Origin of the sequence: Flavobacterium sp. CLA17, assembly GCF_013112255.2 — a bacterium.
Taxonomy (GTDB): Bacteria; Bacteroidota; Bacteroidia; order Flavobacteriales; family Flavobacteriaceae; genus Flavobacterium; species Flavobacterium circumlabens.
In genome coordinates this window covers 3,365,844-3,384,437 of sequence record NZ_CP068294.1, presented here as the reverse complement: position 1 = coordinate 3,384,437, position 18,594 = coordinate 3,365,844, and the positions used below count along the sequence as shown (strand labels likewise).

Here is an 18,594-nt window from a genome sequence, read left to right as displayed (position 1 = left end):
ATGAGAGTAAATATAGTTATTGACGATGCTAATTATGGCAAGTTTTCAGACTTGCATCTTTGTTATACAGATAACGGAGTAAACAGAAGGGTTCCATTATCTTTCTTAGGTTATGAAAAAGTTTTTGATTTCACGATTGATTTTGCCTCTGTAAAATTTGATTTTTTTCTTGTATCTGCAATTGTTTATGGAGTCGATAATTTACTTAATCGGTCTATTTATTCAAATGATGGTTGGACAAGAGATATAGAAGTAGAGTTTCCTGTGAATAACTTAGCCGTTTGGAACGGTAAAGAAGATAAATTAAAACAAACATTAGACTTCTTAACAGGGGATAACTGGCAGGTTTCATTTCGAGAAATAGAAGATGTTGATTTGTTTCAGCCACGTACAAATAGAAGGAAAGTTCCAAATTACAATAAAAATCTGATCAAATCTGTAAGTTTATTTTCAGGTGGTCTAGATTCTTTAATTGGAGTTATTGATGAATTAGAAAAGCTTAGTAATGGTGAAATAATACTTCTGGTATCTCATTTTGATTCAAAATCTCCAGGACCAAATGGAGACCAAAGAAAGTTATTAACACATTTAATGACCCAATACCCTAATAAGATATATTGGATACAATCGAAATTAGCATTATCAAGAAAAGACATTGATGGTAATAGCGTAAGTATTGAGAAGAATTATCGAAGCCGCTCACTTTTTTTTATTGGTTTAGGTATTTATTTGTCACCTACTGATGAATTAATAATTCCCGAAAATGGTACGATTTCAATCAATTATCCTCTCACACCATCTAGAGTAAGTTCTTTAAGTACAAGAACAACACATCCTTATGTTTTAAAAAATGTTCAAGAATTACTTGTAGAATTGGGATTGCCTACTGTAATACATAATCCCTATACTTTTAAGACAAAAGGAGAAATGTTTATTGAATGCACAAACCAAATATTTTTAAAAAGCATTTATACAGATTCAGTTTCTTGTGGTAAAAGAGGGTTTAGGCAATTTCATTTTGACAATCCTAATGAGAAGCATAGTTGTGGAAGATGTATGCCTTGTATATATAGACGAGCGGCATTGAATAAAGCTGGCGTGGACAATGAAGATCACTATGGGAACTTTATTACAAAAGTTTCATCTTTAGGAAATAATGATTTACCAGCACTTTTCAGTTACTTGAAAAAAAACATATCTTTGGAGAAAATGAAAAGAGATTTGTTAGTTAATGGAAATATAGAGATTAGTCTTCTTGAAGAATATGCTAAAATGGTATTAAGGTCAAAATTGGAAGTTAAGCAATTATTTAGCGATAAAGGGAGTCATTTTGTAAAATCGAAATTGAATTTGTAATGATTGTTGATACCCATTGCCACATAGATTTATATGACAATCCAAGACAAATTTTGCAAGAATGTATAAAATCTGATATTACGGTTTTAGCAATGACTAATCTTCCAAGCCATTTTGAAATGGGATATCCCCATTTTCAATCATTAAGGAAGATACGATTAGCCTTAGGAATGCATCCCTTAATGGCAGATTTACACCAGAAAGAGTTCAATTTATTTCTTGCTAATGTTGATAAAACATCATATATCGGAGAAGTTGGGCTAGACTTTTCGAGAGAAGGTATATCTACAAAAAATATACAAATAGAGACGTTCATTAAAATACTAAAAATTGTTTCTGGTAAAAAAAAGATTCTAAGTATTCATTCTAGAAAGGCAGAAAAAGAAGTTTTAGAACTTTTACAAAAATATGATATTAGAGCAGCTATCTTTCATTGGTATTCAGGTGGGTTAGGTGTAATTGAGTCCATTGTAAGCAGCGGGTATTATTTTTCTATTAATCCAGCAATGATTAAATCTTCTGCCGGAAGGAAAATTATTTCTAAAATACCTAAAAATTTTATTTTGACTGAAACAGATGGACCTTTTATAAGTGAAAAGAATTTGCCGTTGAAACCGGGAGAAACATCTTCTGTTCTTAATTATTTAGCAGAAGAATGGAAAGTTACTAGACAAGAAGTAGAAAAAATTATAACTTCAAATTTTTTGAGAATAATTAGTCATTTGAAGTAGTTTTTTAAAAGTAAAAATGTGTACCACAAGATGTTTTAAAAAGATATTCTTGTAAAAACTTATTCAAAAAAACAAGATATGATGATTAAAATACATGTATTTATATAGTTTTAATTAGAAAAAGGTTTTCAGTCTAAACCTTTTGATGAAACAACCTTTGTTTTGATACCATATATTTCAAAGACAACTTTAGCTTTATTCCTAGTTCTTTTATCATTTGAAATAAAATAATCACAGCTTGATGAAAAATAAGTATGACTTGAATCCCATAATCTTGCATAATTTGATTTTTCATTAAACTTGTCTTTCCAATAACCAATCATATCTAATAATTCAAATATTCCTGCTATTCTATTGTGTAAGCCAAAATCCTTACCTTGTGGGTGAAATCCAATTGCATTTTCGATTAATTCAACTAAAGTAAAACCTCCCATTAACTCGCTCTTTGAATTGATATGTTCAATTACTTCAACAGGATTGTAATTGTTTATTCTTAACATATCAATGTCAAGTAGGTTTCTAAATGCTTCTTTCTGTTCTTCGTTGGCAAGATTCGCCATTGATTTCATGGTATTTTGAGCAAATGGTACTTGATTAATTGTTTCGTAAACTATTGAAGGTTTTTCTTTTATTTTTAATAAATCATTTGAATGTAAATCAAGGTAAAGATAATTATCGTTAGTCACTTTTGAAATTGTATGAAAACGATTTAACAATCTCTCAATTATTATTTCTTGTGTTTCTCCTTTGATTTCATTTGCTTCTTGGAGATGTGATGCAGAATAATAAAACACTTGTAAATTAGAATCTACATTTTTAATTAAATCCTCAATTGTTAATGAATTATCTTCAATATCAATAAAAATATTATTATCTAAATATGCTTTCATTGTTTTTTCTTTTTTAATTTCCTCTGTCTCGTTCTGAAAAAAGTTTACATATTTAGACTTTACGTTCACGAGTGGGACGCTTGCTAGCAGAGGTTGTGAGTAAAAAAAGCTGTAAAATATTAGTTACTAAGACTTATAAGAAAAAGATAGTGCAAAAAAAAGGAGACTTCAAGTCTCTTTTTTCATCAATATATTTTTATAAAAGCTTATTTCCCTTTTACTAAATTTTCCAAATAGTCGTTTTTATCTTTTTCAGCTTGCAATAAACGTTCGTATAACTTCTCCTTTTCCTGGTACACTTCAATCAACTTGTCAATTGGATTAAATGTAGGATGGTATTGAAAAAAACCTGCACTATCATGATTAGTTACAGTGTTACCAATGATATTAAAAACTGCTTCTTCCGAGAAATTTTTAATGGCTTCTACAGTTACGCCAAGTGCTTTTGCAACTTCAATTAATTTTTCTTCTTCTATTGTTTCGCTGTTTTCCATAATAGACACCGCTTGTTGGTTGGTTCCTAAAGCCTGCGCCAGTGCTTCCTGTTTCATGTCTTTCAGTTCGCGAATACGGCTGATTTTTCGCCCTATATGGTTTGGTTTTGTAAGTGTGCTCATAATTCAAAGATAATAATTAAGTGTAATAAGAGACCAAATGTAGAAAACATATTTTTTGCTGTACCATACAGAAAAAAAAAGTTCAGTATGCAAAAATGTATTTCGTACTTGCTTCAAAAGTACGATTTTTCGCATAATAAAAAAGAAAACACGCGAAAAATATAACGAGCAACAAGATACAATTTAAAAAACACAGCACCATGGAAAAAAATGAAATTGAAAATTTGAAAAACCTTAAAAAATTAGCAGCCAGTTATTTGAAATCGGTAGGTCCGATCAGCAGCGAAACACAGGCTTTTGTCACTAAAATCAGGATGCAGAGCTATTATGAACTGGGCTATGCTATTACCGACTTGCTGCGCTTGTGTATTTTGTCGCTGGAAGAGGAGGAACACAAAAAAGCCACCGACAGAAAATCATCTATCAATGTAGTAATTATTCTGGAGATGGTCATTCAGCTGTTTCCTATGGAGGAGTTTGAGTTTTTAAGCGAACTCCATCAGCAGATTTTTACAGATTCGAATACCCTAAACGAGTAAGGAAAAGAATCGCTAACGAACAGTTCTCTTTAAAAATGCCCAACGGTCTGTGACTTTTGGGCATTTTTTATAGTAAGCTTTACAGGCTCCGGAGATCATCCTTATCACGAAGAACCCTATCAGTCTTTAAATTTATTTTTATTGACCAATTCATCCAACAATACTATAAAACTATCGCCGCTAAAAACGGAAGTAAAGGCTTTTTTAAAAACTACTTTTTCAGCTGTATTCATAAGCTGCATTTGATTGGTCCAATCCGTAACAGAAAAACGAAGAACTTCTTTAAAATAGATAGTCTCTGAATCAACGACTAATCGGTCCTTGAATACCTGCATGGTTTTGGTTTTGACATTTAAATATGAATTGGTATTTAAGGCCGTAAATTGTTTCATGGCCACATCTTTAAAATCAACATAGGTAAAATCTGCGCTCTGGCCTTCTTCCAGTTTTTTCAACAGTAGGGGTACAGAGACAGCAGCATGCCTGGAGCGTATCAATTCAATTACCTTATAAATATCGGAATATCGTGCAGAAATCGGATACCAGTCAGCAGCATTGTTTTTACGAACCGCAATGTTATTAGCGCCAAATAGGCGCTTGCCTGAAGTAAACAAATAAACATCCTGAATATCTTTAAAATATAAAGTTTCCGTATTGCCTTTATGTGCTGTCACCATACCATTTTCATATAAATAAAAAAGGATTCCTCGTGACCTATAAGTTGCTGTACCCAATATAAGTAAAGCGAGTGCCATAATAAAAACTATCGAATAATATAAGATACTAATATCGCCTGAAAAGTGGGTGATCCCTTGGTTAACAGGTATAATGAGTTTAAAATAAATAAAAAGACTTAAGCCGGTAAATAAAACAAGTATTCCATAGGAAAAATAAAGAAATGCCTTTGATACGGCACTTTTTCTAACAAACGCACCTAAATCTGGATTTGATTTCATGATGTAATTTTTTAAGGATAAGAGGAATTGTATTTAGTATGTTTTTACTTCTATGCCATGCTTTTTGGCATAAGGCATTGCAAGGTCCCACAATTTTTTATATTTCTTATCAAAAACCGGAAAAGAGGTCTGTTCCATTTCGGCAAGAGCTTTATCAATTTCTTCTCTTGGCGCTTTTTTTTCCATCAGCCTGGCTATTTTAATATAATCGGTTTTGTATTTTTCTTTTACGAATTCAAATAAATCAAGCGATGCCTGAATCATCGGGGTGGTTTCATCCGTAGGCTTCAGTTCTTTTATTTTTTCAATCGACTGGTTGAGATACGCCATTTTAAACCTTAGGATGTGATCTTCATATGATTTTGCGGGAAAAGTGCCTTTATCATCATAGGCAAGCAGCTGACCGGCGTTCCTGTTCTGTTCCATCGTTCTAAAATCCCTGGCGCCAAATTCCATTAGAATGTTGGTATTTAAGGCTGTGCGGTCAAAATATTCTTCAGGTGTATTTTCAAGCTGGCACGACTGCAACAGCGTTAACAGCAGTACTAAAAAGAAAAATTTAATTTTTACGTTCATTTTATTTCTTTATTATTTGTTCCTGTTAAATGTAAACAACTTAGACCGACTATAAGATTTAATTCCTCCAGTAGGTATAAAAATAATTCATTTCAGAATTGATAAAAACCAGTATAAAAAATGGCTTTTATACTGGTTTTGTGTAATTATTTAATGAAATCAAATTGATCAGTAAATAATTTTCCCACTACAGGAACTGGAATCTCCTGTTCGTTATTGGCATTAATGATCCCCAAAATCCATAACACCAAAACACCAAGATTTGCCAGACTTAAAATAGAGGCCAATGTTGGTACTATAGCTGCAATTATTGTTAATATGACAGAAATTACAATTCCCAGAATTGCGATTCCTAATCCTTGTTTCAAATGAAATCTGGTAAGAGAGTCTTTAACAGTTAATTTGTTGTAGTTAACATAAGCAATAATCCATCCGATAATTGTGATATACGAAATAATGGAAAGCGTTCTTTTGTTCATGATTTATGGTTTTAAATTCAATTCAAAAGTAGTCCTGACAGGATAGAAATAAATAAATCCTGTATATACTTACTATCTACAGCCGGGATTCGGGTATCTATTTTGTATCTACAAGATTTTATTCGGGGAGGTATTAAATTTTGTTAAGCCTTGGTATCACTAGACTGATCCAATGTACTCATCGAGGTCCGTATCCCGATCCAGATTTAGTTTTTGCTTGATACGGTAACGTGCCATCCGCATACTCTGTGTTTCAATATTCATATGGCCGGCTATTTCCTTCGTACTCATTCCAAGCTTTATGTAGCCACAGTATTTAAAATCCAGTTTAGTAAGTGTTCCCGATGCTTTTTCCTGTAACGCTGAAAAAAAAGCGGGATTTGTATTTTCCAGACTTGTCTTAAGCAATTCAAATTCTTCATCGACTTCCATGCTTTTGTCGATGGTTTTTGAAATGTTTTTTATCTCTGAAGGTTTTTCGGATTTCATGACCTCAAGCCTGCTTTTGATATCTTTCAGAACGTCGTTTTTCTTTTCCAGCTGCAGGTTATTGGTCATTAATTCCTGTTGCAATTTAATATTTGCCTGCTCGTTCATTATTTTTTCATTAACAGCAATCTGGAGTTCTTTCTCTTTTAGTTCCGATTCCAGTACGGCAATTCGGGCTTCCTCTTCTTTTATTTTAGACAAAAAAGCAGCTTCTTCATTTGCTTTCTGCAGCAGAAGATTAGTCTTTATATATGATTTTTGCCTGAAATAGTAGGAGCGAAGCATAAAAAGCAGTGTAAAAAAAACAAAGACAACGAGTGCGATGTACAAATAATTTACTTTTCTGTTGGTCTCAAGATTTTCTCTCAGCAGTTTAATTTCCTGTGATTTTTTTTCAGTTTCAAAACGCATCGAAGCATTGTATTCCTTTACTCTGTTTTCTTTTTCAATCCGGACTCTCAATGCCTGATCGTACAAGGCAAAATATTTTCTGTAGGCTGGGAAATCATTTTTTAATTCGGCCAGATCCATATAGTTTTTATAGAGCAATGCATAATATCTGGAGTTAATGGAAGGATTGCCAGCAATATGCTGTTCTACTTTCCGGAGTACTTTCTCAATATTGGGTATATCGTTAAGGTTGGTGTAATACTGCGCCTGCTGGCCATACATAACCATAAGCTGGATTGGAACGTCTAATTTCAGACAAACTTCTTCTGTTTTTTTTAAATAATTTAAAGTCTGCTGCGGCCTTGAGTCAAAAAAATGATAGAGGTAAAGGCTGCTCAGGTTGAGGCAGGTCCTTCCGTATGACCAATTTAAATTGCCTTTTTTATTTTCACTTTCGAAAATTGTAATGGCTTTTAAATAATAATTTTCTGCTTTCTGCAGCAGTTTTACATTTGCAGGTGATTTTTGCTCGGCACTTCTTACCAGAAAAAGAGCCCAACTCGTCAGGCCGTTTGCAATATTTATCGGATTCCTGCTTTGATAAGCTAAATCAAGAGCTTTTTTATTATACTTTTCACAGTATTTCAGATCATTATTATCAATAAAAATGGCGCCCAGATTCTCATAACCGTTAACCAGTTTGTCATAGCGTATTTTATGCTTTTCAAAATAAGCCAGCGATTTGAGCATATAATAAATATACTTGTCCTTAATTCCAATTTTTTCATATTTGTAGGCAATGGCATAATGCGCATAAGCAAGGGCCAGTTCTTCTTTGGATCTTATGGCTGCTGCATAACTCGAATCGGCATATTGAATTAATTTGGGGGCATTATCCAGATATCGGGCCACATCAGCAATTGCCTCATATGCGATAGCCTGCCTGCCCGGTGAATTTTCACTGCGTGCTGTTTGTAATGCCTGATCTGCAAAATCGTAGGCTTTTATGGTATCTGTTTTTTTATAAATACAGCTGAGTTGACATAAATAGCCTTCTCTTTTTTCAGGAGTTAATTCTTTACGTTTTAGCAGTTCCAGCAATTCCCGTTTTGTTTCCTGTCCGTAGGTTGGACTTACAATAAAAAAAGCAAAAAGGGTTATAAAAAGGATTTTAAATAATGTAATTCTGGTTGTAGTCATTTTAACGGTTTCGCTGTGGTAGCTGTTTGTAGCTCCAGCCGTAAGAAACAAAAAATAAATGAATATCTAAAAGTATTCGAAAAAATATTAAGCAACAATGTCATTTAAAGCCTGAGCCCCCATTAGTAATAAATCGTGTTCCATTGTAATTATTTATTGTTATAAAAAAAGATCAAAAGTATTTAAACCTTGTTCGGTTTGCTCACATATTTATTGTCTTTAACGAAAAAGCGCCAGGGTAAAAGAGCATCTTCCTGAGCGTAAGCAACGCCAACACGCGGTAATGCTGCAATAGCATCATCCGGATATCGAATGCCGTGATCTTCCACCCAGATTTCTTCTCCGGTTAAATCTTTTTCATTAAAGGTACGATCGATTCCAAGGGCTTTGGCCGCAGAACCCGGGCCGGACGAAATAGCTGCTTTAGCGGCCGGCATATTTCTTCGCGCTTCGATTAGGTCTATTCCAATGAGAGGTTCAATAGCACGTATCAGCACAGCATGCGGTTCGCCTTCAACAGAGGTTACCATATTGAAGAGATTGTGAATTCCGTAACATAAATAAACATACGAAATGCCGCCCTGACGGTATAAAGTTTCGGTTCGGTTCGTGCGTCGTCCGCCGTAGGCATGCGAAGCTTTGTCCTGAACACCAAAATAAGCTTCCGTTTCTACAATTATTCCGGCACTAATTGCTCCGTCTATTTGTGTATAAAGTACTTTACCCAAAAGATCTTTGGCCAGAAAAAGAACATCCTGATTGAGATAATAAGAGAAGCCTAACCTGACGGGTTCGTTTTTGGAGTATTGGGACATTATTTTTAGGGAATTGCTTTTTATAATAAATTACTTTGGAATACAGATTCTAGTTAGTAAAGAATTCAAAATCAGATTATACAATGATCCGGTCTTTTAATTTCCGTATCCTTTTTCTATATTTTAATCCGTTACGAATATCGTAAAAGTAATACATTATTCGAAAAACATTTTACAGCTTTCTTTTGAATGTACAAACGGAAGGGGATAAAGAAGTTCACAGGAACATTTTCGCAACAGGGATTAACAGGCTAAAAATTCCAGATTTTTACCCTGAAGCTTATCATGATGCGCTTTTAAAATAACACTGCCTTAATTTTGCAGCATCCGTATAATTTCGGATTTTAAATTGCTTTTTTATTTGAATAGTATAAAAAAATACCACTTATTATGTAAATTAAGAAAGTAAAGCCATTGTATATTTGGGTATAATCAAAAAAATAAAAATTATGAAAACGACCACAAAAGATACATCAGCTGCAAAAGCAAAAAGTACGACTGCTCAAAACGGAACTAAGCCTGCATCGAAAACCACTTCTAACGGAACCGTAAAAGCGAAATCGTCTGCCGCAGAAGGACTCAGAGAATTATTTGTAGATTCTCTAAAGGATATTTACTGGGCTGAAAAAGCACTAACCAAAGCTTTGCCTAAAATGGCTAAAAATGCGACTTCCGAAAATCTTATAACGGCAATCAATCACCATCTTGCCGTAACGCAGGGACAGGTAACAAGACTTGAAAAAGTTTTTTCATTGATTGGCGAAAAAGCAGCGGCCAAAAAATGCGATGCTATGGAAGGCCTTATCAAGGAAGGCGAAAGTATTATGGAAGAAACACAGGCAGGTCCTGTTCGTGATGCCGGAATTATTGCAGCATCACAAAAAATAGAACATTACGAAATTGCCACTTACGGAACGCTGGCTGCCTTCGCCACAACGCTGGGCGAGGATGATGCGGTATTACTGCTGGAGAAAACACTTGCTGAGGAAAAAGAAGCGGATACACTGCTGACGGAAGCGGCCTATAATACCATCAATTTTGATGCTAACGATGAAGGTCAGGATCAGGAATAAACTGCAAAAAAAAGCAATTCCGGTTCTGACCTAAGAGCAGACCTGTACTTTTTTAGTACAGGTCTTTTTAAGTTTGATTTCAGCTGGGAGAAGTGCCGGCAGGAATTGAACCACAATCGAAGGACATAAAAACTATAAAAAATTATAAACGCCATGTTATACAAAAATATATTACTGATTGATGATGACAGAGATGATACCGATATATTTATCGAAGCAATTAATTCCCTAAATAAAGATATTCGATGTGTAGCTGAAAACAACCCGATTAAAGCATTGGAGAATTTGAAAAGCAGTGAAAAACTGCCGGACCTTATATTTCTGGATTATAATATGCCTGTTATTAACGGTTGTGAATTTCTTCAGAAAATGAGGAAAGTAGAACAACTGCGACAAATTCCCGTTATCTTATATTCCACCTACTCCGAAGCAGCGGCGGAACAATTATCCATTACACAGGATACAGAAAAATACATCACCAAACCTAACACTTTTGTTGAATTAAAAGCAGTTTTAAAAGATATTCTGGGGGCTTGAGAGGGGAGTAGTGTATTAAGTATTTCAATGATAAACGGATGATTTAGTATTGATTAGTAGATAATTTATCAAACAAAAATAGTTGACAAATAGAAACTATTTATAACCTTTTTAGATGCTGTAGCTCTTGTAAGATTTATAAAGTCTTCAAATAGTGGACTTAAAAGACTGTAAGGCATTATAAACAGTTATGTATCAGAAAGGATAGTGACAAAAAATCACATTCGGGATACATAAAAATGACATTTTTTCATAATAACTAATGAAAAAATGTCAGAATTAACCACTGGCATATTTCTTGTTTTTTTCCTGCTGCACGCCTTTGTGCAAGTTCAAAAATTTATTGTATAACAATTTTAAAAATTACTGTTATGAATCTTATTAAAAGAAACGGAGCCCGCGTGCCGGCTTTCCAACGCTTATTTTTTGATGATGTTTTTGGCCGCGATCTTTTCAATTGGGAAAACAACAATTTTTCAACCACAAGCACCACACTGCCGTCGGTAAACATTAAGGAAACCGACGAGAATTATGAAGTGGAAGTTGCGGCTCCCGGTATGAACAAGGACGACTTCAAGGTTACCCTTGATAATGGACAGCTGCTTATTTCTTCGTCGAAGCAGCAGCAGGTAAATACAGAGGAAGAAAATTACACCCGCAGAGAGTTCAGTTATCAATCTTTTCAGAGAAGTTTTGTACTTCCTAAAAATGTGGTGGACGAGGATAGAATTCGTGCCCGTTACGAAAATGGAATTTTACTGCTGTCTATTCCAAAACTGGAACAGGCCAGACAAAAGTCACCAAGGATGATTGAGATTTCTTAATATTCATCTTGACAATAATGGAAAGCTGCCCTTTAAAGGCAGCTTTTTTTCATAATAAGCTACTATAGGGAGATGCAAAATAACTGCGTTTTTTACAGCTCATTAATATGTTTTAGGTAATAATCGGCCTGTTCTAATAATGCTGTTTGATCTTCAGGTTTCATTTTATGCCATACTTTATACATCATTCCAATTCTGGGATTATGGTCCAGTTTAGCTTCCTGTTTATCATAAAAATTCCAATACAGGCTGTTAAAAGGGCAGGCTCTGTCTCCTGTTTTTTTCGCTTTATTATAAAAACAGGTACCGCAGTAATGGCTCATTTTATCAATGTAGGCAGCTGAACTGACATAAGGTTTTGTGCCGACAATGCCTCCGTCTGCAAACTGGCTCATGCCGCGGGTGTTGGTAATTTCAACCCAGTCCAGGGCGTCAATGTAGATGCCAAGATACCAGGCATCAACCTCGTCGGGATCCGTTCCGGCCAAAAGAGCAAAATTTCCTGTAATCATTAAACGCTGAATATGATGTGCATAAGCAAATGTTAGAGACTGTGTAATGGCATCTCTAAGACAGTTCATTTTAGTTTTTCCTGTCCAGTACCAATCAGGCAATTTTTCCTTATGATTGAAAAAATTCAATGTGGCATATTCCGGCATCTTTAGCCAGTAAATACCTCTCATATATTCGCGCCAGCCAATAATCTGGCGCACAAAACCTTCCAATTGATTGTAAGCAATACGCTCAGGTTCTTTCTGCCATGCTGCAATCGCGGCTTCTATGACTTCAGCCGGAGCAATCATTTTGGTGTTTAACGAAAAGGATAATCTGGAATGGTATAAGGACCATTCGTCAGGAATCATGGCATCCTGATAAGTGCCAAATAAGGGCAGACATTCCGTTGTGAAATAAGCAAGCAATTCAAGAGACTGGTCCCTGTTTACGGGCCAGATGAAATTGGTTTTGTCAATAACGCCAATCGTTTTAATATCGGTCTGCACAATAGCATCCATGATATCTGAAACATTATTAGTAAAAACTAAAGGAGCAGTCGGTTTATGATTTTTAGGCAGTTTCTTTCTGTTTTCTTCATCGTAATTCCACTGACCTGTCATCGGATTATCTCCTGACATCAGTACCTGATGTTTCTTTCGCATGGCACGATAAAAACTTTCCATTAAAAAAGTTTTTTTGCCTTCAAAGAATTTTGCGAGTTCATCACGGGTACTGAAAAAATGCTCGGTATCGTAAACTTTAGAAGCAATAGCAAGCTGCGAAGTGAACTTTTTCAATATCAAATCGATACGATATTCATCGGGCAGCTGGTATTCGAATCTGGTGTAATGATCTCTTTGTATTAGAAAGGACAGATTGGCTTCAAGAGACTGTAAATTGTCCTTGTCGTTTATGTTCAAATAAATGCATTGGTGTTTTTTGGATTCCAGGAAATTAGAAAACTGGCGCATTGCAGCAAAAAAGCCTGCTATCTTTTGAATGTGATGTGTGGCATAATCGGTTTCTGTCCGAATTTCCATAATCACATACGTTATCGAATGGTCTGTTGTTTCAAACCAGGAATGCTTGCAATTTAACTGATCTCCAAGAAGAAGCCTTAAAGTTTTGTCTGCCATACTATTTATTCATTCTGCATTTATCGCTGCAGTATTTTACTTCATCCCATACTTTTTCCCATTTCTTTCTCCATGAGAAAGGCCTGTTGCAGACCGGGCATATTTTAATGGGAAGATTTTGTTTTTTTACTGTTCGCATTATACCTGATTTGAGATATTGTTATTCTATTCGGATTTAATTGCTTCTTTTTTTCGGACATTCCAGATCGCTTCACTGGCGTACTTGCGGGTTTCTTCAATAGCAACGATCGGAAAAGGATAATCAGTTCCTATCTCACAATTATACAACTGCTGCTCTATAAGGCTTAATTTCCAGGGCTCGTGAATTAAATGTGGCGGAATAACAGCCAGTTCAGGAAGCCATTGTTTGATAAAAACACCTTCAGTGTCATGTTCTTCTGAGTTTTTGACGGGATTATAAATTCTAATGGTCCCCGTGCCGGTTACGCCCGCCTGCATCTGCAATTGCGGATAGTGAATACCGGGTTCATAATCAAGAAACTGCCGTGCTAAAAAATGCAGCTCGCGCCAGTCCTGCCAGAGATTAAATACAAAAAAGGAGACTACCAGAGCGCGCATTCTAAAATTAATAAAGCCCGTTTGGACAAGACAGCGCATACACGCATCTACAATGGGAACGCCTGTTTTTCCTTCCTGCCAGGCTTTGATGTAAGTCTCATTTTTAGGTTTTATCAGTACATCGAAATTTCGGTCTGTATTTTCAAACTCAAGGCGGCAGTCACTTTCAAATTTCTGCATAAAATGACAGTGCCAGTGCAGCCGCGATACAAAATTAAGCATGGCTTTTTGATTCGGAGATGTCTCATAAAACTGATTGGTATAATGATACACCATTCGCATGCTGATGTTTCCGTAGGCTAAATAAGGGGATAAGCGGCTGCAGCCCTTACGGCTTAAAGCCGGTTTCGAAATGTGTCGACTGTAGTTTACATGCCGCTCTTTTGCAAAACTTTCCAAATAACGCCATGCCCAGTATTCGCCGCCCTGCTGAAAGTTTTTATTGTGTTCTGTAATATCTTTTGAAAGTGTTTTTCCTTTTAGATTCGTATAAAAATCAGCATCTAAATTTTCAAATTGAAAGGCATTCAGATCAATTATTCTGGGGTCTGTACGCATTACTATTTCCCAGCGTTTTTCCCAGTCCTGTCTTGATTTCAGCTTTCGGATGACACCATGCAGCTGCGATTGTTTCCATTGAATGTTATGATCATCAAAAAAAGACTGCATGGCAATATCCCGGTCAAAGGTGACTTTATTGCCTGTTTCCTGATGCGAAAACACTGTTTTAATGTCATATATACTGCATAACTGTTCAAAAACAGTTGGAACTTCATTATGAAAAAAATAAATCTGTGCTTCAAGTGTCTTTAATCTGGACTGCATTTCCTGCAGGGATTCATAAACAAACCGCCAGTGCCGCACATCAGCATCATCGTAAGCCATTACCGAAGGCTCAAAAAAATAAACCAAAAGCACAGTAATATTTTCGTGCTGCGCCATAAAAAGAGGTTCGTGATCTGTAAAACGCAAATCCCGTTTAAACCATACGATATTTACTTTTTTTCTGTTCAATTGTCCAGCAGTGATGTGATTTCCTTATTGGGTTTTGCATAACTCAACCGGTCCAGCTGTACGGTTTTATGATAGCTGTCCAGGCCGGAGCAGGTAATGGTATTCGCTTTTTCTAAATTCACAAAACCATCATCGCTCAGGCAGTCTTCGGGAAGAAAGACTTCAACGATTTCACCAATAATCAAAGTGGTATTATTGATTGCAATATCTATTTTGTCTTTAAATTGAATGCCTAGCTGTATGTTGCTTTCCGCTACAAAAGGAGCGAAAAAATCATTTTTATATTCTTTGCTTAGACCCGTTACATCAAATTCAGAAATCTCTGTATCGTATCTCGCCGATGTCTGATGTGCTTGTCTGTAAATATCTTCGTTGATATGGTTTAGCGTATAAAAACCGGTACTGAGAATGTTTCTCATAGAATCACGTTCGGGTGGACTCGGACGAAAAATCATTCCTATAAGTGGGGGATTGGCCCCAATATGAAAAAAGGAACTGAAAACAGACAAGTTGGTGTTTCCCTGTGTATCAGAAGTTCCAACCAATGCCACACTTTTAAAACCGCCCAGACTGTTGATCAGATGCACTACAGTCTGTTTTTCCATTTTTTCCAGATCACTGGTTTTAAAATTTATCTTCTTTTTCATCTGTTTGAAATGGTATTAAAAAGCAGTAGTTCTATGATTGATCAGAATCCATTTTTTATCACTGTTGAGTCTAAAAGTACCCACATGTTCTTTATTCCATTCTTCCGGTCCAATTAGCGAGAGAAAATTAAAACCATTGTTATCTTTATATAAATGATAGATTTCCCCGACAATTGGTTCAAAAGAAAATCTGGCATTGTACAGCAGTTCATTCCACTGAAATTCTTCGATTAAATTTTGATACTGAGCTTTTAATTCATTGAATTTACTTTCGAATTCTTTGTTTACCTTATGGATGCCCATGCTTTTCCAGCCTGCCAAATCATCTGCTTTTATCACCGGTGCACCAACACTGGTAGCATACGGCAACAGGCTTGCATTATAACCATGCTCTTCAGAAAATACGATATTGTCCGGTTTGTCTTTTTTCATTAGCTGCAACTAGTTTTTATCTCTTAGAAATTTTATTATTGGAAATGGCTCTTTGCCTGTTACATTTAAATCGATCCATTTCTTCCGGTCTTCTGGCAGCATGTTTGGTCTTGCAGTTTTCAACCCGCTCGCGCCATAATTTGTAACTGCTGAATTTTAATTCCTTTTTCATCAAAGCTTTGACATCGGCTTCAGCCAGGCCAAATTGAAAATGAATAGCATCAAACGGCGTCCGGTCTTCCCATGCCATTTCTATAATTCTGTCGATCTGAACATCATTCAGGGCGCTATTATCGATTTTTGCAATAATTGACTTCATTATATTTGTTTAACTATTTTTAGATATTGTTAAACAAAAATAAGCATTTTTTATCTTATTAAACGGTTTAAAATTTTAAAATGATATTATTTTTAAATCAGTAAAATATAGTTTGTAATAAATTTATTTATCACAAGGATGCGAAAACGGATGTGCTGATGATTTATAAGATAGATTTTGACTTCTTTATAGCAATTTCTCCAGTTCCTATCAAAATGATAGCAGCTTATCATTTTGATAGGAACACAAGTAGCTGCAAAATGGCTTTGCTTTTTCGTAAGAGGTACATTAACAGGTGATAACGTCCTTCGACAGACAGTTTAAAAAACATTGGTATGTAATTTGAAAAAAGTGTTTTGTATTTCCAATACAGTACTTATTTAATAGTACTGTAAAAAAGGAAATACGCTGCATCTATATGAAGACCCAACAGCCTGTTTTAGATTTTCCAGTCAAAGATTTTTCGCATGATGTCTCATTCTCAGAAAAAAAATGCTTGTCGGGCAACAGTCATGTGGCTGATGAACTGCTTGATTTTACAGTTGAAGTTGCCAGTGCGGACCATACTTTATGGTTAAAGGAAATTTGTGACGTTACTTTATCATCTGCTTTAGCCAGAGGAACAGGTATTTCAGGGCGCGCTCCGGAATCGCTTGAGGAAAAAATGAAAAACGGTGAAGCTGTAATAGCCTTTGCATCAGACGGCAGGTGGGCAGGCTTCTCTTTTATTTCTTCATGGGAAGATGATCGCTACGTTTCTAATTCCGGATTGATAGTAGCTCCTGAATTCAGACATACAGGTCTTGCAAAAAGGATTAAAAGAGAAATTTTTGAATTGAGCCGCAGGAAATATCCCAAGGCAAGTATATTCAGTCTGACTACTGGTCTCGCAGTAATGAAAATGAACCATGAACTGGGTTTTGAACCGGTCACTTATTCAGAACTCACTACGGATGCATTTTTTTGGGAGAACTGCCGTTCCTGCGTAAACTGTCCTATACTGATCAGCAAAGAAAGAAAAAACTGTTTGTGTACAGCAATGCTTTATAATCCCAACCGTCCTGTATAAACTTATTGCATTGTGTCATTAACTGTCTGACTGTCTACAAACTGTTCAAAACTAATAATTTTTCCGGCCTTCAATTTCCAAATGTGGGCGACCCTGGCTTTAAATGGTTTGCCTGTACTTTTGTAAGTACCCGTATAGGTACCAAAAGCAACGACTTTATCATCGCTGGCAACATAATCTTCCGGAGTAAATTTATAGGCAATCCATTCACTTCCTAACCGGCTAAAAACATTTTTGGTTATGTTTTCTAAACCAATATAAGTCCCTGCATAAGGAAAACCTTTGGCTTCTGTCCAGGAAATATCTTCGGCTGCGTATTGCGCCAGATTTTTACCATTTTCTTCAGAAGTTTTTCCTTCGTAGGTGCTTTTTACAATTTCAAGATTGGTCATATTGCTGTTATTTAAAGAACAGCCTGACCCTATAAGGAGAATGGTCAGGCTGATGATGATTTTTAATTTTACCATTTCATTTCTCCCGTGTTTACTTTAGCCCCTATTTGCAAGGCAGTTTCAAAAGTAAGTGTTGGATATTTTGTCTTTATCGCTTTTATTAAAGCTTCCGAAGTTTTGTTGGTTTTTAAAGCCTCTTCATAAAACTGAATATAACCTTTAGTATGTTTTACAGCTGAAATATCAAACGGACTTTGAGAATTGGCGTGAGCAGGAATAACGATTTCCGGATGTAAGGATTCTATTTTGTCCAGAACAGCAATCCATTCTTTACGGGCAGCTGCTGTTTGTGCATCCGCCATCCAGAGGTTAAAAGTTGTTCCAAAAACATTGATACCACCCACAACAGCTTTTACGGAAGGAATCCATACAAAAGTTTTTGAAGGGAATTCCTGTAAGCCTGTAATTTCTAATTTCTGACCTTCAAGATCAATACTGTTTCCTTTTAAAACTTGCGGCAATACGATATTCGAAGTAATGGCAGAACCTAATCGTTCTCCCCAAACGTCTAATTTTTTCTGTGCAGTTGCTTTTATAGACTCGACTGTTGCCGGAGAAGCATAAGCCGTAACTTCAGGAAAATATTTTTTGAATACTTCCAGTCCGAAATAGAAATCAGGATCGGTATGTGAAATATAAATTGCAGTTAGCTTTTTGCCTGATTTTTTAATCATTTCGGCTACCTTTTCAGCATCTTCCAGCGTAAATTGTGCATCAATCAAAACGGCATCCGTTTTTCCGGACACGATTACAGAAGCTACACCAAAACTGTTTTCTGAGGCGTTAAAAACTTCCAGTTTTAAATTGTTGGCTTCAATAGTCCTGAAATTTTGAGCTTGTATTTCCATAGTAGATAAAATTAAAATTGTTAAAAATAGTTTTGAGATAATGTGCTTCATTATTTTGGTTATGTTTTAAATTAACACTGCAAAGATGAAACATGATGCCAGCTCTAAACATTAAACTAGTTTAATAAATA

Annotated in this window: 22 protein-coding genes; 7 read left to right on the top strand and 15 right to left on the bottom strand. The window is 35.5% G+C overall.

Annotated features, from left to right (window positions below):
• The gene (qatC, locus tag HAV12_RS13915) at positions 1 to 1,356 is read left to right on the top strand and encodes a Qat anti-phage system QueC-like protein QatC (RefSeq protein ID WP_171570186.1); all 1,356 of its coding nucleotides are present in this window, start codon (positions 1 to 3) and stop codon (positions 1,354 to 1,356) included.
• Positions 1,356 to 2,087, top strand: coding sequence for a Qat anti-phage system TatD family nuclease QatD (gene qatD / locus HAV12_RS13910; RefSeq protein ID WP_197984804.1), 732 nt, complete (start codon positions 1,356 to 1,358; stop codon positions 2,085 to 2,087). The genes qatC and qatD overlap by 1 nt, the downstream gene beginning before the upstream one ends.
• 128 nt (positions 2,088 to 2,215) lie before the next feature.
• On the opposite strand, the gene HAV12_RS13905 is transcribed toward qatD, so the two are convergent.
• Together HAV12_RS13905 and HAV12_RS13900 are read right to left on the bottom strand one after the other, a co-directional pair.
• Positions 2,216 to 2,977 carry a hypothetical protein gene (locus tag HAV12_RS13905; protein ID WP_171570185.1) on the bottom strand — a complete coding sequence of 254 codons (762 nt, stop codon included), beginning with the start codon at positions 2,975 to 2,977 and terminating at the stop codon, positions 2,216 to 2,218.
• 206 nt (positions 2,978 to 3,183) lie between these two features.
• Complete coding sequence (locus tag HAV12_RS13900; RefSeq protein ID WP_171570184.1) at positions 3,184 to 3,594, bottom strand: helix-turn-helix domain-containing protein; 411 nt, start codon at positions 3,592 to 3,594, stop codon at positions 3,184 to 3,186.
• A 200-nt stretch (positions 3,595 to 3,794) separates the two neighbouring features.
• On the opposite strand from HAV12_RS13900, the gene HAV12_RS13895 reads away from it, so the two are divergent.
• Positions 3,795 to 4,133: a hypothetical protein gene (locus HAV12_RS13895; RefSeq protein ID WP_171570183.1), complete on the top strand. Its 339-nt coding sequence runs from the start codon at positions 3,795 to 3,797 to the stop codon at positions 4,131 to 4,133.
• A 119-nt stretch (positions 4,134 to 4,252) separates the two neighbouring features.
• On the opposite strand, the gene HAV12_RS13890 is transcribed toward HAV12_RS13895, so the two are convergent.
• From HAV12_RS13890 to HAV12_RS13870, 5 genes are all read right to left on the bottom strand, one after another.
• Positions 4,253 to 5,089 carry a DUF6585 family protein gene (locus HAV12_RS13890; protein ID WP_171570182.1) on the bottom strand — a complete coding sequence of 279 codons (837 nt, stop codon included), beginning with the start codon at positions 5,087 to 5,089 and terminating at the stop codon, positions 4,253 to 4,255.
• 33 nt (positions 5,090 to 5,122) lie between these two features.
• Positions 5,123 to 5,665, bottom strand: coding sequence for a hypothetical protein (locus HAV12_RS13885; protein ID WP_171570181.1), 543 nt, complete (start codon positions 5,663 to 5,665; stop codon positions 5,123 to 5,125).
• Between the two features lie 146 nt (positions 5,666 to 5,811).
• Positions 5,812 to 6,144 (bottom strand): DUF4870 domain-containing protein, encoded by a 333-nt coding sequence (locus HAV12_RS13880; protein WP_171570180.1) that lies wholly within the window; start codon positions 6,142 to 6,144, stop codon positions 5,812 to 5,814.
• A 159-nt stretch (positions 6,145 to 6,303) separates the two neighbouring features.
• Positions 6,304 to 8,223 carry a hypothetical protein gene (locus HAV12_RS13875; protein WP_171570179.1) on the bottom strand — a complete coding sequence of 640 codons (1,920 nt, stop codon included), beginning with the start codon at positions 8,221 to 8,223 and terminating at the stop codon, positions 6,304 to 6,306.
• Positions 8,224 to 8,405: 182 nt separating this feature from the next.
• Entirely contained in the window at positions 8,406 to 9,038 is a 633-nt protein-coding gene (locus HAV12_RS13870; RefSeq protein WP_171570178.1) for a DNA-3-methyladenine glycosylase, read from the bottom strand.
• A 449-nt stretch (positions 9,039 to 9,487) separates the two neighbouring features.
• Here HAV12_RS13870 and HAV12_RS13865 point away from each other — a divergent pair, with 449 nt between their 5' ends.
• The 3 genes from HAV12_RS13865 to HAV12_RS13855 all read left to right on the top strand — a co-directional run bounded on the left by HAV12_RS13865 (position 9,488) and on the right by HAV12_RS13855 (position 11,472).
• Positions 9,488 to 10,111 carry a ferritin-like domain-containing protein gene (locus HAV12_RS13865; protein ID WP_171570177.1) on the top strand — a complete coding sequence of 208 codons (624 nt, stop codon included), beginning with the start codon at positions 9,488 to 9,490 and terminating at the stop codon, positions 10,109 to 10,111.
• 153 nt (positions 10,112 to 10,264) lie between these two features.
• Entirely contained in the window at positions 10,265 to 10,648 is a 384-nt protein-coding gene (locus HAV12_RS13860) for a response regulator (protein ID WP_171570176.1), read from the top strand.
• A 371-nt stretch (positions 10,649 to 11,019) separates the two neighbouring features.
• Complete coding sequence (locus HAV12_RS13855; protein WP_171570175.1) at positions 11,020 to 11,472, top strand: Hsp20/alpha crystallin family protein; 453 nt, start codon at positions 11,020 to 11,022, stop codon at positions 11,470 to 11,472.
• A 92-nt stretch (positions 11,473 to 11,564) separates the two neighbouring features.
• On the opposite strand, the gene HAV12_RS13850 is transcribed toward HAV12_RS13855, so the two are convergent.
• Genes HAV12_RS13850 through HAV12_RS13825 form a run of 6 tightly spaced genes read right to left on the bottom strand, consistent with a single transcriptional unit; the run spans position 11,565 to position 16,094 of the window.
• Positions 11,565 to 13,103, bottom strand: coding sequence for a cryptochrome/photolyase family protein (locus tag HAV12_RS13850; protein ID WP_171570174.1), 1,539 nt, complete (start codon positions 13,101 to 13,103; stop codon positions 11,565 to 11,567).
• Position 13,104: 1 nt separating this feature from the next.
• Positions 13,105 to 13,242 carry a DUF2256 domain-containing protein gene (locus HAV12_RS13845; RefSeq protein WP_171570173.1) on the bottom strand — a complete coding sequence of 46 codons (138 nt, stop codon included), beginning with the start codon at positions 13,240 to 13,242 and terminating at the stop codon, positions 13,105 to 13,107.
• Positions 13,243 to 13,268: 26 nt separating this feature from the next.
• Complete coding sequence (locus HAV12_RS13840; protein ID WP_171570172.1) at positions 13,269 to 14,696, bottom strand: cryptochrome/deoxyribodipyrimidine photo-lyase family protein; 1,428 nt, start codon at positions 14,694 to 14,696, stop codon at positions 13,269 to 13,271.
• Positions 14,693 to 15,343 carry a flavin reductase family protein gene (locus HAV12_RS13835; RefSeq protein WP_171570171.1) on the bottom strand — a complete coding sequence of 217 codons (651 nt, stop codon included), beginning with the start codon at positions 15,341 to 15,343 and terminating at the stop codon, positions 14,693 to 14,695. The genes HAV12_RS13840 and HAV12_RS13835 overlap by 4 nt, the downstream gene beginning before the upstream one ends.
• A gap of 15 nt (positions 15,344 to 15,358) precedes the next feature.
• Positions 15,359 to 15,775, bottom strand: a complete 417-nt coding sequence (locus HAV12_RS13830; RefSeq protein WP_171570170.1) for a DUF2452 domain-containing protein — start codon at positions 15,773 to 15,775, stop codon at positions 15,359 to 15,361.
• A 16-nt stretch (positions 15,776 to 15,791) separates the two neighbouring features.
• A complete protein-coding gene (locus HAV12_RS13825) occupies positions 15,792 to 16,094 on the bottom strand; it encodes a TIGR03643 family protein (protein ID WP_132034236.1) in 303 nt (100 codons plus the stop codon).
• 418 nt (positions 16,095 to 16,512) lie between these two features.
• Here HAV12_RS13825 and HAV12_RS13820 point away from each other — a divergent pair, with 418 nt between their 5' ends.
• A complete protein-coding gene (locus tag HAV12_RS13820; protein WP_370528452.1) occupies positions 16,513 to 17,163 on the top strand; it encodes a GNAT family N-acetyltransferase in 651 nt (216 codons plus the stop codon).
• A gap of 2 nt (positions 17,164 to 17,165) precedes the next feature.
• Here HAV12_RS13820 and HAV12_RS13815 read toward each other — a convergent pair whose 3' ends face one another.
• Both HAV12_RS13815 and HAV12_RS13810 read right to left on the bottom strand, forming a co-directional pair.
• Entirely contained in the window at positions 17,166 to 17,630 is a 465-nt protein-coding gene (locus HAV12_RS13815) for a nuclear transport factor 2 family protein (protein ID WP_240345164.1), read from the bottom strand.
• Positions 17,624 to 18,463, bottom strand: a complete 840-nt coding sequence (locus HAV12_RS13810) for an MBL fold metallo-hydrolase (RefSeq protein ID WP_171570169.1) — start codon at positions 18,461 to 18,463, stop codon at positions 17,624 to 17,626. Before HAV12_RS13810 ends, HAV12_RS13815 begins: the two co-directional genes overlap by 7 nt.
• Positions 18,464 to 18,594 lie beyond the last annotated feature (131 nt).

What these genes read in the sequence shown, in the direction of transcription:
- HAV12_RS13845 (WP_171570173.1), bottom strand. Translation starts at nt 13,242, where the DNA reads ATGCGAACAGTAAAAAAACAAAATCTTCCCATTAAAATATGCCCGGTC.
- HAV12_RS13890 (WP_171570182.1), bottom strand. Translation starts at nt 5,089, where the DNA reads ATGAAATCAAATCCAGATTTAGGTGCGTTTGTTAGAAAAAGTGCCGTA.
- HAV12_RS13875 (WP_171570179.1), bottom strand. Translation starts at nt 8,223, where the DNA reads ATGACTACAACCAGAATTACATTATTTAAAATCCTTTTTATAACCCTT.
- HAV12_RS13810 (WP_171570169.1), bottom strand. Translation starts at nt 18,463, where the DNA reads ATGGAAATACAAGCTCAAAATTTCAGGACTATTGAAGCCAACAATTTA.
- HAV12_RS13880 (WP_171570180.1), bottom strand. Translation starts at nt 6,144, where the DNA reads ATGAACAAAAGAACGCTTTCCATTATTTCGTATATCACAATTATCGGA.
- qatC (WP_171570186.1), top strand. Translation starts at nt 1, where the DNA reads ATGAGAGTAAATATAGTTATTGACGATGCTAATTATGGCAAGTTTTCA.
- HAV12_RS13825 (WP_132034236.1), bottom strand. Translation starts at nt 16,094, where the DNA reads ATGAAGTCAATTATTGCAAAAATCGATAATAGCGCCCTGAATGATGTT.
- HAV12_RS13855 (WP_171570175.1), top strand. Translation starts at nt 11,020, where the DNA reads ATGAATCTTATTAAAAGAAACGGAGCCCGCGTGCCGGCTTTCCAACGC.
- HAV12_RS13895 (WP_171570183.1), top strand. Translation starts at nt 3,795, where the DNA reads ATGGAAAAAAATGAAATTGAAAATTTGAAAAACCTTAAAAAATTAGCA.
- HAV12_RS13835 (WP_171570171.1), bottom strand. Translation starts at nt 15,343, where the DNA reads ATGAAAAAGAAGATAAATTTTAAAACCAGTGATCTGGAAAAAATGGAA.
- HAV12_RS13885 (WP_171570181.1), bottom strand. Translation starts at nt 5,665, where the DNA reads ATGAACGTAAAAATTAAATTTTTCTTTTTAGTACTGCTGTTAACGCTG.
- HAV12_RS13850 (WP_171570174.1), bottom strand. Translation starts at nt 13,103, where the DNA reads ATGGCAGACAAAACTTTAAGGCTTCTTCTTGGAGATCAGTTAAATTGC.
- HAV12_RS13865 (WP_171570177.1), top strand. Translation starts at nt 9,488, where the DNA reads ATGAAAACGACCACAAAAGATACATCAGCTGCAAAAGCAAAAAGTACG.
- HAV12_RS13905 (WP_171570185.1), bottom strand. Translation starts at nt 2,977, where the DNA reads ATGAAAGCATATTTAGATAATAATATTTTTATTGATATTGAAGATAAT.
- HAV12_RS13830 (WP_171570170.1), bottom strand. Translation starts at nt 15,775, where the DNA reads ATGAAAAAAGACAAACCGGACAATATCGTATTTTCTGAAGAGCATGGT.
- HAV12_RS13860 (WP_171570176.1), top strand. Translation starts at nt 10,265, where the DNA reads ATGTTATACAAAAATATATTACTGATTGATGATGACAGAGATGATACC.
- HAV12_RS13815 (WP_240345164.1), bottom strand. Translation starts at nt 17,630, where the DNA reads ATGGTAAAATTAAAAATCATCATCAGCCTGACCATTCTCCTTATAGGG.
- HAV12_RS13900 (WP_171570184.1), bottom strand. Translation starts at nt 3,594, where the DNA reads ATGAGCACACTTACAAAACCAAACCATATAGGGCGAAAAATCAGCCGT.
- HAV12_RS13820 (WP_370528452.1), top strand. Translation starts at nt 16,513, where the DNA reads ATGAAGACCCAACAGCCTGTTTTAGATTTTCCAGTCAAAGATTTTTCG.
- qatD (WP_197984804.1), top strand. Translation starts at nt 1,356, where the DNA reads ATGATTGTTGATACCCATTGCCACATAGATTTATATGACAATCCAAGA.
- HAV12_RS13870 (WP_171570178.1), bottom strand. Translation starts at nt 9,038, where the DNA reads ATGTCCCAATACTCCAAAAACGAACCCGTCAGGTTAGGCTTCTCTTAT.